15 protein-coding genes are annotated in these 14,474 nt (G+C 62.1%); 12 read left to right on the forward strand and 3 right to left on the reverse strand.

Annotated elements, in window-relative coordinates; translation table 11 throughout:
- Positions 1–13: 13 nt before the first annotated feature.
- The 3 genes from B9A11_RS14045 to B9A11_RS14055 all read right to left on the reverse strand — a co-directional run bounded on the left by B9A11_RS14045 (position 14) and on the right by B9A11_RS14055 (position 3,000).
- Complete coding sequence (locus B9A11_RS14045) at positions 14–1,966, reverse strand: putative bifunctional diguanylate cyclase/phosphodiesterase (protein ID WP_058248669.1); 1,953 nt, start codon at positions 1,964–1,966, stop codon at positions 14–16.
- Between the two features lie 108 nt (positions 1,967–2,074).
- Positions 2,075–2,578 carry a PaaI family thioesterase gene (locus B9A11_RS14050; protein ID WP_058248670.1) on the reverse strand — a complete coding sequence of 168 codons (504 nt, stop codon included), beginning with the start codon at positions 2,576–2,578 and terminating at the stop codon, positions 2,075–2,077.
- On the reverse strand, positions 2,575–3,000 hold the full coding sequence (locus B9A11_RS14055) for a PaaI family thioesterase (RefSeq protein ID WP_058248671.1): 426 nt from the start codon (positions 2,998–3,000) through the stop codon (positions 2,575–2,577). The genes B9A11_RS14050 and B9A11_RS14055 overlap by 4 nt, the downstream gene beginning before the upstream one ends.
- A gap of 150 nt (positions 3,001–3,150) precedes the next feature.
- Here B9A11_RS14055 and B9A11_RS14060 point away from each other — a divergent pair, with 150 nt between their 5' ends.
- The 12 genes from B9A11_RS14060 to B9A11_RS14115 all read left to right on the forward strand — a co-directional run bounded on the left by B9A11_RS14060 (position 3,151) and on the right by B9A11_RS14115 (position 14,455).
- Positions 3,151–3,525 (forward strand): MerR family transcriptional regulator, encoded by a 375-nt coding sequence (locus tag B9A11_RS14060; protein WP_058248672.1) that lies wholly within the window; start codon positions 3,151–3,153, stop codon positions 3,523–3,525.
- Positions 3,526–3,754: 229 nt separating this feature from the next.
- Positions 3,755–4,156 (forward strand): MerR family transcriptional regulator, encoded by a 402-nt coding sequence (locus B9A11_RS14065; RefSeq protein ID WP_058248673.1) that lies wholly within the window; start codon positions 3,755–3,757, stop codon positions 4,154–4,156.
- Between the two features lie 33 nt (positions 4,157–4,189).
- Entirely contained in the window at positions 4,190–5,968 is a 1,779-nt protein-coding gene (locus B9A11_RS14070; protein ID WP_058248674.1) for an acyl-CoA dehydrogenase C-terminal domain-containing protein, read from the forward strand.
- Positions 5,969–6,010: 42 nt separating this feature from the next.
- Positions 6,011–6,223 carry a hypothetical protein gene (locus B9A11_RS14075; RefSeq protein ID WP_058248675.1) on the forward strand — a complete coding sequence of 71 codons (213 nt, stop codon included), beginning with the start codon at positions 6,011–6,013 and terminating at the stop codon, positions 6,221–6,223.
- Positions 6,223–6,435 carry a hypothetical protein gene (locus B9A11_RS14080; protein WP_058248676.1) on the forward strand — a complete coding sequence of 71 codons (213 nt, stop codon included), beginning with the start codon at positions 6,223–6,225 and terminating at the stop codon, positions 6,433–6,435. The genes B9A11_RS14075 and B9A11_RS14080 overlap by 1 nt, the downstream gene beginning before the upstream one ends.
- 21 nt (positions 6,436–6,456) lie before the next feature.
- Positions 6,457–7,590: an acyl-CoA dehydrogenase family protein gene (locus tag B9A11_RS14085; RefSeq protein ID WP_058248677.1), complete on the forward strand. Its 1,134-nt coding sequence runs from the start codon at positions 6,457–6,459 to the stop codon at positions 7,588–7,590.
- 319 nt (positions 7,591–7,909) lie between these two features.
- Entirely contained in the window at positions 7,910–8,548 is a 639-nt protein-coding gene (locus B9A11_RS14090) for a glutathione S-transferase family protein (protein WP_058248678.1), read from the forward strand.
- A gap of 133 nt (positions 8,549–8,681) precedes the next feature.
- Positions 8,682–9,893 carry an acetyl-CoA C-acetyltransferase gene (locus tag B9A11_RS14095; RefSeq protein ID WP_058248679.1) on the forward strand — a complete coding sequence of 404 codons (1,212 nt, stop codon included), beginning with the start codon at positions 8,682–8,684 and terminating at the stop codon, positions 9,891–9,893.
- 6 nt (positions 9,894–9,899) lie between these two features.
- Complete coding sequence (locus tag B9A11_RS14100; protein WP_058248680.1) at positions 9,900–10,811, forward strand: hypothetical protein; 912 nt, start codon at positions 9,900–9,902, stop codon at positions 10,809–10,811.
- A gap of 83 nt (positions 10,812–10,894) precedes the next feature.
- Positions 10,895–11,353 (forward strand): cupin domain-containing protein, encoded by a 459-nt coding sequence (locus B9A11_RS14105; RefSeq protein ID WP_058248681.1) that lies wholly within the window; start codon positions 10,895–10,897, stop codon positions 11,351–11,353.
- A 3-nt stretch (positions 11,354–11,356) separates the two neighbouring features.
- Entirely contained in the window at positions 11,357–12,256 is a 900-nt protein-coding gene (locus tag B9A11_RS22210; protein ID WP_234988854.1) for a hypothetical protein, read from the forward strand.
- A complete protein-coding gene (locus B9A11_RS14115) occupies positions 12,257–14,455 on the forward strand; it encodes a 3-hydroxyacyl-CoA dehydrogenase NAD-binding domain-containing protein (protein ID WP_058248682.1) in 2,199 nt (732 codons plus the stop codon).
- The last annotated feature ends 19 nt before the right edge of the window (positions 14,456–14,474 follow it).

A 14,474-nucleotide genomic window follows, 5' to 3' on the forward strand; every position in this document is an offset into this window, starting at 1 on the left:
GGCCCGACAACCACTAGCCCGCCTCGAGTAAAGTCACCGAGCTCTCCGCGCGTTCGGCCAGCCAATCCCGCATGTCCGTCAAGGGCATAGGCCGCGCGATGCCAAAGCCTTGGATCGTATCGCAGCCCAAGTCGCGCAGAATCGCAAGCTGGTCCGGGCGTTCGACCCCTTCGGCAGTGATCTTGATCCCAAGGCCGTGCGACAGGCCAATGATGGCCTCGACCACTTGGCGATCGCGCGCCTGCGAAATGTTGGTCACCAGCGAGCGATCAATCTTGAGCCCACCCACGTCCAAAGTCGCCAGCATCGACATTGACGCATATCCGGTGCCGAAATCGTCGATGTCCACGCGGGTGCCCGCGGCAGTCAGGGCGCGGATGCTGCGCACCGCCTGATCCTGGTCGTCCTGGATCAAGATCGTCTCCAGCACCTCGATCACGATGTCGCTGTGCTTGAGGTTGCGCATGGCCAGCGCCATGCTGAGGTCCTGCACCCACTCTGGCTGGCGCAGGCTGCTGGCGGAGGCGTTAAAGGCCATGGTGACCTCGACACCTTGGGCGCGCAAATCGCGCAGCGCATCCAATCCCTTATGCAGCACTTGGGCGTCGATCACGTCTAGACAGCCGATTTCCTCGGCAAGATCAAGGAATTCGGCGGGCGGCAGGGTGCCCCGCTGTGGGTGCTCCCAGCGCGATAGCACCTCGAAACCGCAGACCGCCCCGGTCGCCAGATCGCATTTGGGCTGGAAATGGGGAACGAATTCGTAGTCGGCAATGGCGCGTTCAAGGTCGGCGATCAGCGTGGCGCGCCACTCCAGCCCGGCACGCATGGCCGCATCATAGCGCAGCGCCAGGCCCCGCCCGCCTTGTTTCGCCTCGCCCAAGGCGATGTCAGCGTTGGCCATGATCGTTTCCGTCGTGTCACGGCGCGTGCCGTTGAACGCGTAGCCAATGCTGGCGGCCACGGTGCAGGTCTGATCCTCTTGCGGGGAAAAGGGTCTGCGGATGGCTTGCAGCATCGCATCGGCCAGATTCCGCGCCATTTCGGGGGCATCTTCGGGGGGGAATTCCATGATGACGACGAACTCATCGCCGCCCACCCGCGCAATCACATCCTGCGTGCGCAACAGATGCTCCAGAACCTTTGCCACATGCACCAGCACCGCGTCGCCCATGGTCACGCCCAAGGTGTCATTGACCGATTTGAATCGGTCGAGGTCGATTTGCAGCAAGCACAGAGCCCCCAGCGGCGCCGCCTGCATCCGCCGCGACAGGTCCGCCATCAGCTTGCGCCGGTTGCCAAGGCCGGTCAACGCGTCGTGATACTTGGCATGGTCCAGCCGTTCCGACAGCTGGCGCAGGTCATCGTTCTTATCCTGAAGAGCGCGAATTTGCACGCGGCCCCGGTGTGTAGCGGCGCGGATCGACTGATGCGACGGCCAAAACACCAGCACCGCCAGCGCAATCACCACCAGACCCGAGACGGCAAAGGCAGCCCAGTGCCAACGCACGGCTTGCGCCTGCTGTCGCTCAGCTTGGCGCAGCGCATCCTCACGAACGGCGGCCAATGTTGGCGCAAGATCCCGAGGCGCATCCGCTTGCGGATCGACGAGGGCGCTTTGCACACGCCACGAAAACTGCTCCCCCGCGGCAGCAAGAGCTTGGATCGCGGGATCAGAGGGCGCCGCCTGCAACAGCTGCCCCTGCGCCGCGTCAAAGGCGTCCAGCCGCGCGGTCAGGTCAGGCGCGTCACCGCTTTGCTCAAAGGTCTGTAAATCCGACAAAATCTGCGCAACGCGCGTCTGTTGTTCGGTGATCAACAGCACGCGCGCGGCGTTCTGCGCGGCCTGTTCAAAGGTCACACGCTGGACAACGACGTTTCCGACCACCATCGCCGCCATGACGGCCAGCGCCCAGACATAGCGCTGCCACAGCCGTTCTGGAAAATATGGAATGAACCGCGCCATAACCCCCCGCGTCGTCTTGGCCTTGGGGGTATTTGCGCGGATAAGCCCTACCAGACCTTTAAAACAGGCCCAGAGAGGGCGCTGAATCCGCTGCGAATTTGACCAAAATCAGCTGCGTGGCATCAGGAAATGGGCGTTGGCGGCCGCGAAAGGCCGGTCGCGGTTGTCCTGCCACGCCTCCACCTGAACCGAGGCATAGCGCCGCCCCGACCGGTTCACCCGCGCCCGCGCGTAGGCATCGCGCGGCAGGCCGCTGCGCAGGTAATCCACCGTGAAATCAATGGTTTTCGGCAGGCGCGGCAGTTTGCCTGCGACCATCTCTTCGGCATCCAGAACACCGCTTTCGATGTCTTCCCACAGCCATGTCCAGTTGAGGGTGATCATCGCGGTAATCTCAAGGAACGCCGCCGTCACGCCGCCGTGGATCGCGGGCAAAAACGGGTTGCCGATCAGCTTGTCGTCAAAGGGCAGCACCGCGGTCAGCTCGTCGCCGCGCCGGTCAAAGGTCACCCCAAGGTAATGGATATACGGCACCCCATCGACAAGCGCCGACAGCGCCGCATCGCGCCTTTGTTTAATGACTTGAACGGGTTCGGGGGTCTTGCGGGTCATGCCTGCGCCTCCACCGTAAAGGCGCCTGTGGCGCAGGCGACGGGGTTTTCGGTGTCGTCATCGGTGGCGGTCGCGCGCACAAAAGCCACGTTTCGCGTGATGTGATAGCATTCGGCCCGTGCTGTGATCGCCTGACCCGGAGCCGCAGGACGCATATAGTCAATGCGCAGGTTGATCGTCGCTGTTCCGGTGGGGCTTTGCGGATGGCTCATCACCGCCGCCCCGCCGCAGGTGTCCATCAGGGCCGACACCGCGCCGCCGTGAATCACCCCCGTCTCGGGATCGCCAATAAACCGCGCGTCATAGGGCATCACGATGGTCGCGCTGCCGTCGCCAATGTCAGTGATCCGCATCCCCAACGCCTTGGAGTGCGGGATCGTCTCGATAAACTGTCTGGCGATGCGGGCTTTGTCGGCGGTCATTGCGGCTCTCTGACGGTTATGCACCCCCATATTGGGCGGCGCAAAGCCCCTGTGCAAGCGCGGTTTTTCCGTCGCGTCCCGGCCCCCGTGATCCCGGTTGCACACCGCCCAAACGCGGCTTACCTTGCGTCTGCCGAGGGGAGAGACGAGATGGCCGAGACACGCCTAAGCTTTAAAGAGATGTGCGCAAAGTTCGACGTGACCCCGCGCACGCTGCGCTATTACGAGTATATCGAACTGCTCCACCCTGATCGCGAGGGCCGCTCGCGCTTTTATGGCCCCAAGGAAATCGCTCGCATGACCCTGATCCTGCGGGGGCGCAAATTCGGCTTTCAACTCGAAGACATCCGCCAATGGCTGCTGATCTACGAAAAGGAAGGCACCGAGGCGCAGATGAAGGCTTGGGTCGAAATGGCCGACCGCCAGCTGCAAGAGCTCGAAGAGCAGCGCCGCCAACTGGACGAGGCGGTCGATGAGCTGCGCGCCCTGCGCAACGAGACCGCCGAATCTGTTAATCTATCTTAATTATTCGTTAACATTTTCCGACGACGTCGGGTAAGGTTTCCCTTACTAAGCCACCCAAAGCGCTTTGAAGGATTATTGCGAATTCGCGCTGTTGACCTTTCGTGATGTTACGTCAACTTGGAATTGACGTGACGTATGAGTTACGTCAACGAAAATTCCCGTTGTAGGAATAAGCACGAATGAGCACCTCGAGGCGTACACACTCACCTGCGGCTTGAGGAAACGGAAAATGAACGACGAACGACAGATGACGATTCGAGAGATGTGCGATGCTTTCGAGGTGACGCCACGGACGCTGCGCTTTTACGAGCAAAAGGAACTGCTGTTCCCCATTCGTGAAGGCCAAAAGCGTCTGTTCACCCGCCGCGACCGCGCGCGTCTCAAGCTGATCTTGCGCGGCAAGCGCTTTGGGTTCTCGCTGGAGGAAATCCGCCAGCTTCTGGACCTGTACAGCGTCGGCGACCAGCAGCGCACGCAGTTGGCCCGCGCCTACGAGATCGCTCAGGATCGTCTGGCAGATATGAAATCGCAGCGCGCCGAGCTGGATGCAGCCATCGGCGAGCTCGAAGACCAGATGAAGTGGGGCGAAAAGATGCTCGCCTCGATGGACCAGAAAAGCGCGGCCGAATAACGGTCGGCCGCGGGCAGTTTTAGGGAGAAACACATGCCCACATACACGGCGCCTATCGCAGATCAGGTTTTTGTCCTCGAAGAGATGCTTGGGGTATCTCGGCAGGACGTTCCCGGTTACGGGGACATGGACCGCGACACCCTGACGGCCATCCTGGAAGAGGCGGGCAAGGTCGCTTCTGAAGTGATGGCCCCGCTGAACGCTGTGGGCGACACCCAAGGGTGTGTGTTGGAAAATGGCGTGGTTCGCACGCCGGACGGCTTCAAGGCGGCGTTTGATGCCGTGCGCGAAGGCGGCTGGACGGCGCTGGATTGCGATCCCGAGTATGGTGGTCAGGGTCTGCCTTATGTCGTCGCAACTGCGGTTGGAGAGCAGTTTTCGGCGGCCAACATGGCATTCAACATGTACCAGGGTCTGACGCATGGCGCATATTCCGCGATCCATGCGCATGGCACTGACGACCAAAAAGCGACCTATCTGCCCAAAATGGTGACCTGTGAATGGACGGGCACCATGAACCTGACGGAGCCGCATTGTGGCACCGATCTTGGCCTCATGCGCACCAAGGCCGTCCCGCAGGAGGACGGCACTTACAAGGTCACCGGCCAGAAGATTTTCATTTCTGCCGGTGACCATGACATGTCCGAAAACGTGATCCACCTGGTGCTGGCCAAGATTCCCGGCGGCCCCGATGGCATCAAGGGCGTGTCGCTGTTCATCGTGCCCAAGTTCATCGTCGAGGATGGCCAACCCGGCGCGCGCAACAGCGTCTCTGTTGGCAAGCTCGAAGAGAAGATGGGCATTCACGGCAACGCCACTTGCGTGATGAACTACGACGAGGCGACCGGCTATCTCTTGGGCGAGGAACACAAGGGTATGCGCGCCATGTTCACCATGATGAACGAAGCCCGCGTCGGCGTTGGCCTTCAGGGCTATGCGCAGGCCGAGGTCGCCTATCAAAACGCGCTGATCTACGCCAAAGACCGCCTTCAGGGCCGTGACGTGACCGGCGCGAAAAATCCCGACGGCCCCGCCGATCCGCTGATCGTGCACCCGGATATTCGCCGCAACCTCTTGGATCAAAAGAGCTTTGTCGAGGGGGCCCGCGCCTTTGCGTACTGGGGGGCATCCTTGATTGACCGTGCCCACCGCTGCGAAGACAAGGCCGCCGATGGTCTGGTGTCGCTGATGACCCCCGTGGTCAAAGGCTTCCTCACCGACAAGGGCTTCGAGATGGCAACGCAGGCCCAGCAGGTCTACGGCGGCCACGGCTACATCGAGGAATGGGGCATGTCGCAATTCGCCCGCGACGCCCGCATCGCCATGATCTACGAAGGCGCAAACGGCGTTCAGGCGCTGGACCTCGTGGGCCGCAAACTGGCGCAGGACGGCGGCAAGCACGTCATGGCCTTCTTTGCGCAGGTCACCGATTTTATCAAGGAAACCAAGGGCCGGTCCGAAGCCTTCGACAAGGACTTCCGCGAGCCTTTGAAAGCCGCCTCCAAGGATCTGCAAGCGGCGGGGATGTATTTCATGCAGAACGGCATGAAAAACCCCAACGCGGCGCTGTCGGGATCGTATGATTTCATGCACCTGATGGGCCACGTCTGCCTTGGCCTGATGTGGGCGAAGATGGCGGTCACCGCCGAGGATAAACTGGCGGAAGGCACCGGCGACGCGGACTTTTACAAGACCAAGATCGCCACGGGCCGCTACTACATGGCGCGGCAACTGCCGATGACCACGACCCACCTGCGCCGCATCGAAAGCGGCGCGGACCCGGTGATGTCGCTGGACGCCGAGCAGTTCTGAGGGAAAGGTGGGGGCAACCCCACCCAAACCCCCGGAGGCGGCGTGATTTCTTTTCTGGAACTGATCAAACTGCTGGCGATGCTGGTGCTGTTCGGCGCGCTGGTCCGGGCCGGGTACGGCGCGGTATCGGTGTCGCCCGAATTCGGGGACGGCACGCTGAACGCTGGCCCGCAGGTGCGCCCCGCGCTGATCTGGGCGGGTTGCGCGCTGGGGGTCTTTGTCCTCTCAGGACTTTTACAGAAAAGGATAAAATGATGCCAAAACGTTTCCGTCTGACGCGGCGTTTTCCTGTCGCCATGACCGAAGATGGCTATCGTGGCCTCAAGCGGTTCGCGCATGACGCCGGGCTCGACGAAGGAGAGGCGCTGTCCTTTTTGTTCGAGCATTTCGACAGCGTGACAGACACCGACGCGCTGAACCACCGGCTGCGGGTTTTCAACTCCGAGCTGGAGGCGCGCAAACGCTAACGCCGGTTGGGGAGGACCGACATGAGCTGGATGACCGAAGAGCACGCGATGCTGGCGGAAATGACCGCCAAGTTCATCGAAACCGAGTGGCAGCCGCAGTTTGAACGCTGGCGCAAGCAAGGCATGATGGACCGCGCGACATGGCAGCAGGCGGGCGAGCTGGGCCTGCTCTGCCCCTCCATCCCCGAGGAATACGGCGGCGCGGGCGGCGATTTCGGCCACGAAGCGGTCATCCTGATCGAAGGCTCACGCGCCAATCTGGCCTCTTGGGGCCACGGCATCCATTCGGGCATCGTCGCGCATTACATCCTCGCCTATGGCACCGAGGAGCAGAAAAAGCGCTGGCTGCCCAAGATGGTGACCGGCGAGCTGGTGGGCGCCCTGGCGATGACCGAGCCGTCGACCGGATCGGACGTCCAGCGGATCAAAACCCGCGCCGTGCGCGACGGCAACGCCTATAAGCTGTCGGGACAAAAAACCTTTATCACCAACGGCCAACACGCCAACCTGATCGTGGTAGCGGCGAAAACCGACCCTTCGCAGGGCTCCAAAGGCGTGTCGCTGGTGGTGGTGGAAACCGACGGCGCGGCTGGCTTTTCGCGCGGACGCAACCTTGACAAGATCGGCTGCCACGCCGCGGACACGTCCGAGCTGTTCTTCGACAACGTGGAAATCCCGCCCGAAAACATTCTCGGGCAGGAAGAGGGTCAGGGCTTTTACCAGCTGATGAAACAGCTCCCCCAAGAGCGCCTGATCATCGGCTGCGGCGCCGTGGGTGCCATGGAAGGCGCGGTCGCCCGCACCATCGCCTACTGCAAGGAACGCGAAGCCTTTGGCGGCCCGCTCACCCAATTCCAGAACACCCGCTTCAAACTGGCGGAATGCCAGACGAAAACCACCGTCGCCCGCGCCTTTCTTGACGCCTGTATGGTGGAACACCTGCGCGGTGAGCTGTCGGTCGAAAAGGCCGCCATGGCCAAATACTGGCTGTCCGACACCCAAGGTGAAGTCCTCGACGACTGCCTGCAACTGCACGGCGGCTACGGATTTATGCAGGAATACGCGGTGGCCGAGATGTGGACCGACGCACGGGTCCAGCGCATCTATGGCGGCACCAATGAGATCATGAAGGAACTGATTGCGCGCAACCTCTGACGGCGGTGCGGGCTGAAAGCGGGGAAGATGGATATTTGTAAAGAGAAGAAGCAGGAAGGTCGCACATCGTACCCAGCGTCAGGGCTGCACTCGACCTTCCTGCATTGCCGGCTCCGTTTCGGCAGAGCCGGTCTTCTCCTCTTGCGGTCATCGGCTTCCCAGCCTGTACCGCAGAACCAGACTACACTTATGCGTGTTAAAGAGCGGTTACCGAGGGCTGCGACATTGTGTTTCTTCTCTTAGAAAATATCCTGCGGGGGTGTGGGGGTGCAAAACCCCCACGCGATCCCTTGAAACAAGCGCAACGGGAGGTTGGCGCATGACCATCAAACTGCATTGCTTCGGCGAAAGCGGAAACGCCTACAAGGCGGCTTTGCCCTTGGAACTCTCCGGCCTCGTGTGGGAGCCGGTTTACGTTGACTTCTTCGGCGGCGCGACCCGCACGCCTGAATACTTGGCCAACGTCAACGAGATGGGCGAAGCCCCAGTGCTCGAAGATGGAGACCTCAAGCTTAGCCAGTCTGCCATCATCCAGATGCACATCACCGAGAAAACCGGCAAGTTCGGCGGCACCACCCCCGAGGAGCAGCGCGAAGTCATGCGCTGGATGTTCTGGGACAATCACAAGATGTCGTCCCAAGCCGGCATGACCCGCTTTCTCATGAACTTCCTCCCCGAGGACAAGCGCCCCGCCCCGGTGATCCAATTCATGCAAGGCCGCCTCAAGGCCGCCTACAAGACGCTCGACCACCATCTCGAAAACCGCGACTGGATCGTGGGCAGCGCCCCCACCAACGCCGATTTCAGCTGTTGCGGTTACCTTTTCTACCCCGAGCCCTTTGGCTTTGACCGCGCCGACTGGCCCAATATCGACCGGTGGCTGTCCAACATCCAAGGCCTCGACGGCTGGAAACACCCTTACGATCTGATGCCGGGCTCTCCGGCGGATCGCGCCTGACATGGCGGCCCCGGCCCGGACAGTCAAAACGACCTAACGTCTTTACGTAAGCCGCCACTACGTAACTCTTGCGTGGGCCGCGGCTTTCCCCCACCCTGATCTCAAGAAATCGATCCGACAGGAGCCTAACTCTATGACCGAAGCCTATATTTATGACGCAGTCCGGACCCCGCGCGGCAAGGGCCGCAAGGACGGGTCGCTGCACGAGGTGACCTCGCTGCGTCTGTCGGCGCAGGTGCTCAACGCCATCAAGGACCGCAACGGTCTGGACGGGCACGCCGTCGAAGACGTCATCTGGGGCAATGTCACCCAGGTTGGCGAGCAGGGCGGCTGCCTTGCGCGCTCGGCGGTGCTGGCCTCGGACCTTGATGAATCCATCCCCGGCCTGTCGATCAACCGCTTTTGCGCCTCGGGCATGGAGGCGGTAAACCTTGCCGCCAACCAGGTCAAGGGCGGCGCAGGGCAAGCCTATATCGCCGGCGGCGTCGAGATGATGGGCCGCGTGGCCATGGGCAGCGACGGCGCGGCGATTGCCGTGGACCCCAGCCTTGCCATGGAAAGCTATTTCGTCCCCCAAGGCATCAGCGCCGATATCATCGCCACCGAGTATGGCTTTAGCCGCGATGACGTGGACAGCCTTGCGGTTGAATCCCAGCGCCGCGCCGCCGAGGCTTGGGCCGACAACCGCTTTGCCAAGTCGGTCATCACCGTGCGCGACCAGAACAATCTGGCGATCCTCGACCGCGACGAATACATGCGCCCCGCCACCGATATGCAAAGCCTTGGCGCGCTGAAACCGTCGTTCAAGGACATGGGCGAAGTCATGCCCGGTTTCGACCAGATTGCCTTGATGAAATACCCGCACCTTGAGCGGATCAACCACGTGCACCACGCCGGGAACTCTTCGGGGATCGTCGATGGCTCTGCTGCGGTGCTGATCGGCAACAAGGAATTCGGCGAGCAATACGGCATCAAGCCCCGCGCCCGCATCCGCGCCACCTGCAAGATCGGCACCGATCCGACCATCATGCTGACCGGCCCCGTCCCCGCCACCGAGAAAATCCTGCGCGACAGCGGCATGTCGATCAACGACATCGACCTGTTCGAAGTCAACGAAGCCTTTGCTTCTGTTGTGCTACGCTTCATGCAGGCGTTCGATGTGGATGCCTCCAAGGTCAATGTCAATGGCGGCTCGATCGCCATGGGCCACCCGCTTGGCGCGACCGGCGCGATCATCATCGGCACCCTGCTCGATGAGCTGGAGCGCACCGGCAAGGGCACCGGCCTTGCCACGCTGTGCATCGCCAGCGGCATGGGCGCGGCCACCATCATCGAAAGGCTCTGATCCCAGATGCAGACCACACCGGGCGATACGGCATTGGACATTGCGCAGCTCTCTCTGGATGAAACCGGAGAGGCTCTGCTGACGCGCAATTTCGACCTGTTCGCCCGGCATTACACCACGCCCTTTACCATCTCGACCGAAGCCGGGATGCAGCTGCGCCCGACCATGGCCGAGCTGCGCACCGGCTTTGAGGCGGCCAGCGATCACTATGCCTCGCTGGGGGTGGATCGGCTGGTACGCAACGTCGATGTGGCGGTGTTTGACGGGCCGGACCGGCTGCGCTTTGTCCATGTTTCGCACCTGTATGCGGGGGACGACCTGGTGCGCCCGCCCTATCCGAACTTTACCGTGATGGAGCGGCGCGGCGACGGATGGAAGACCGTCTCGACCCAGCATGTGGTGGCCGACGCGGGCGCGCATGGCAAGGCGCTACTGGCCATTGGCCAGAGCGACGAGCCCACCGCGCAGGACCGCGAGCAAACCTTGTGGGAGTTTCAAACGACGCTGGACCGGATGACCCACGCCTATCTGGACGGCGATTTTGACGCCCTGTGTGACACCGTGCAGTTCCCGCTGTTCATGCAGGGCAGCCGGATCAACCAAGTGATCGCGGATCGGGATGCGCTGCGGCAAGACTTTGACCGCTGCATGACCGAATTCAAGGTGCATGGGCTGACCGACATTGTGCGCCTTGTCAAAAGCGCCGAAGCCGTGGGCACGCGCCGGATGCACGGCACCTACCGCACGCATATCCTGCGTAAGACAGAGCTGCTGATCCCGTCCTACACCAGCGCGATGACGCTGGAACAAGGCGACGACGGCCAGTGGCGCGTCACCGCCGTCATGCACCCCATGGGCCATTTGACCCTTGATCGGATCACCGGCAGCGACCTGTCGGCGTCCCGGACCAAAGTCTGAGTAAAGGAGTAACCCGTGCCCAACGTGACCGCAAAAGCCACTCGCCCGGCCCCATCCACCGCGCCCCGCGCAGGAGGTGCGTAATGCCCAAGATTGACCTGACCCGGCTGCCGGTTCTGACCGGATCAAGCTATCCCGCACCGCATGACGCCGCCATGGCGGGGCGCAGCCAGCAGCGCCTTGGTGATGCGGCGGGCCTGACGCAGTTCGGGGCCAATCTGGTGCGGCTCGCGCCCGGCGCCATGTCGTCGCTGCGGCACTGGCACGAGGAACAGGACGAATTTCTGGTGGTCACCGAGGGCGCGCTGACGCTGGTCGATGACACGGGCGAGACGCCCCTGAGCCCCGGCGATTGCTGCGCCTTCCCCAAGGGGGATCGCAACGGTCATCACATCGTCAACAGATCGGACGCCGAAGGCGCCTTTGTCGTCATCGGCACCCGCACCCCGACCGAGCGGGGCCATTATTCAGACGTCGATATGCAAGTCACCGTGGACGCGGGCCAAATGGCCTTTACCCGCCGCGACGGAAGCCCTTTCTGACCCATGCCCGAGACCTCGCTCATATCCTCGGCCAAGGCCCGCGCGGTCATGCAGGGCGTGCTGGACAAGCTGACCCAAGCCATCTGGGAGGACAACCCTCACCTGATGATGCAGCACACCACCAACCCGCATTGGATCTACACCAAGGAAGGCCCGACCACCTTTAACCATGACGCCAAACTCGGCGAAGCGCTGCACACGCTGCACCGCTCAATCCACAACATGAAGGTGACGAACTATGTGCGCAGCGTGGTCGACGCGCATTTCCTTGGGCCGGATGAGATCGAAGGGCAGTACCGCTCTTGGTTCTTGAACGGCACGCTGGACGTCTACCCCAGTTTCAACGCGCATATGGTGCTGGTGCGCAAAGGGGACCGCTTTGTCATGCAAGAGGTGCGCAACCACATCTCACGCGCGGCTTGGCCACTGCTGGCCCCTGATGACATTCCCAGACCCACCCCGCCGCCCGTTGCCTTTTCCCAGGGCGATTTCGACGCTTTCCTGGAAGACATCACCCAGCCCTTCCTGACACGCGACATCACGCGCTGGGAAAACCGGATTAGGCTGCCGTTCTCGTTGATCACCCGCGAGGGGCCGACGATGTTGCGCACCCCGCAAGAGGTCATGCAGAATTTTCAGTACTATTTACAGGCCTGCGACGTCATGGGGCTGGACCAGATCATTCGGCAACCGGTGGGCTTTGAGGTCTGCGACGACTTTTCGATCATCGCGACCTACCGCACCGAATTTCTGCGCGAGGGGCAACAGGTGATCCCGCCCTACACCTCGTCTGCCTTGCTGCACCACACACCCGAGGGCTGGCAAATGTCCTCTATCCTTAATGGCATGGGCCACCAACGGTGGACCGGCACCACAAATAACGCTTCGGGAGAGAAGAGCTAAATGACCGATTTCACGATGGAAAAACACGCCGACGGCGTTGCGATCATCACTTGGGACGTGGCGGATAAGTCGATGAACGTCCTCAGCCTCGAGGGGCTGGAAACGCTTGATAGTCTGATCGACGACGCGCTGGCCGATGAGACGGTCAAGGGCGTGGTGATCACCTCTGGCAAGGACAGCTTTGCCGGCGGGATGGACCTGAACGTCATCGCCAAGATGAAGGAAATGGCCGGCGACAACCCCGCCCAAGGCCTGTTCGAGGGCACCATGCGGATGCACGGCATCCTGCGCAAGATTGAGCGCGCGAACATGGACCCCAAGACCAACAAGGGCGGCAAGCCCATCGCCGCCGCCCTGCCCGGCACCGCTCTGGGCATCGGGTTGGAGCTGCCGCTGTCGACCCATCGCATCTTTGCCGCGCCCAACCCCAAGGCCAAGATCGGCCTGCCGGAAATCATGGTTGGCATCTTCCCCGGCGCGGGCGGCACCACCCGCCTGACGCGCAAGCTGGGCGCCATGGGGGCCTCGCCCTTCCTGCTCGAAGGCAAGCTGCTGGACCCGATCAAGGCGCAAAAGGCGGGTCTGATCGACGAAATCGCCGCCAACCCGGTGGAGGCCGCTCGCGACTGGGTGCTGAATGCCAAGGACGCCGATATCGTCAAACCCTGGGACGCCAAGGGCTATAAAATGCCCGGCGGAGCGCCCTATCATCCGGCCGGTTTCATGACCTTTGTCGGCGCGTCGGCCATGGTTAACGGCAAGACAAAGGGCGTCTACCCGGCGGCCAAGGCGATGCTTTCGGCGGTCTACGAGGGCGCGATGGTCCCCTTTGATACGGCTCTGAAAATCGAGGCGCGTTGGTTCACCAACATCCTGATGAACCCGTCTTCAGGCAACATGATCCGCTCGCTTTTCATCAACAAGGAAGCGCTGGAAAAGGGCGCGGTGCGTCCCGCCGATGTGGCCGACCAGCGTGTGCAAAAGGTCGGCATCCTTGGTGCGGGCATGATGGGCGCGGGCATCGCGCTGGTGTCCGCTCAGGCGGGGATCGAGGTTGTCCTGCTCGACCAAAAGCAAGAAGCAGCGGATCGCGGCAAAGCCTACACCGCCACCTACATGGACAAGGGCATCGCCCGCAAAAAGGCCACGCCCGAGAAGAAAGAGGAGGTGCTGGCCCGTATCGAGGCGACCACCGATTACGCCGCGCTGGCCGACTGTGACCTGATCGTCGAAGCCGTCTTCGAGGACCCGAAAATCAAGGCCGAAGTGACCAAGGCTGTGGACGCCGTGACCAACGCCGACTGCATCTTTGCCACCAACACCTCGACCCTGCCGATCACCGAACTTGCCAAGGCGTCCAAGAACCCCGAGCAGTTCATCGGCATCCACTTCTTCAGCCCCGTCGAGAAAATGATGCTGGTCGAGATCATCAAGGGCAAGGCGACCGGCGACCGGGCCGTGGCCAAAGCGCTTGATTTCACGCGGCAAATCCGCAAGACGCCGATTGTTGTCAACGACGCGCGCTTCTTTTACGCCAACCGCTGCATCATTCCCTACATCAACGAAGGCATCCGTATGGTCGCCGAGGGCGTCAGCCCGGCGCTGATCGAAAACGCCGCCAAGATGGTGGGGATGCCGCTGGGGCCGCTGCAATTGGTGGATGAAACCTCGATTGACCTCGGCGCGAAAATCGCCCGCGCCACCAAGGCCGCCATGGGCGACGCCTATCCCGACGCGGCCGTGGACGAGGTGATCTTCTGGATGGAAGGCGAGGGCCGTCTGGGCCGCAAGGCCTCTGCGGGGTTCTACGACTACGACGAAAAGGGCAAGCGCACCGGCCTGTCCGCCACTGTCAAGGCGCAGTACCCCGAAGCCGACGCGCAGCCCAGCCTGATCGACGTGCAGCACCGCCTGCTGTTCGCCCAATCGCTCGAAGCGGTCCGCGCGCTGGAAGAAGGCGTGCTGATGGACATCCGCGAAGGTGACGTGGGCGCGATCCTTGGCTGGGGCTTTGCGCCTTGGTCCGGCGGTCCGCTGTCGTGGCTGGACATGCTGGGCGCGGCCTATGCTGCCGAGCGGTGTGACCAGCTGACCGAGCAGTTTGGCGACCGTTTCACCTGCCCGCCGCTGCTGCGCGAGATGGCCGACAAGAACCAAAGCTTTTACGGGCGCTTCGACAAATCCGCAGACGCTGCGTAAACGACCAAAGGCCAGCCCC

The organism is Tropicibacter naphthalenivorans, from assembly GCF_900176475.1.
Classification (GTDB): domain Bacteria; phylum Pseudomonadota; class Alphaproteobacteria; order Rhodobacterales; family Rhodobacteraceae; genus Tropicibacter; species Tropicibacter naphthalenivorans.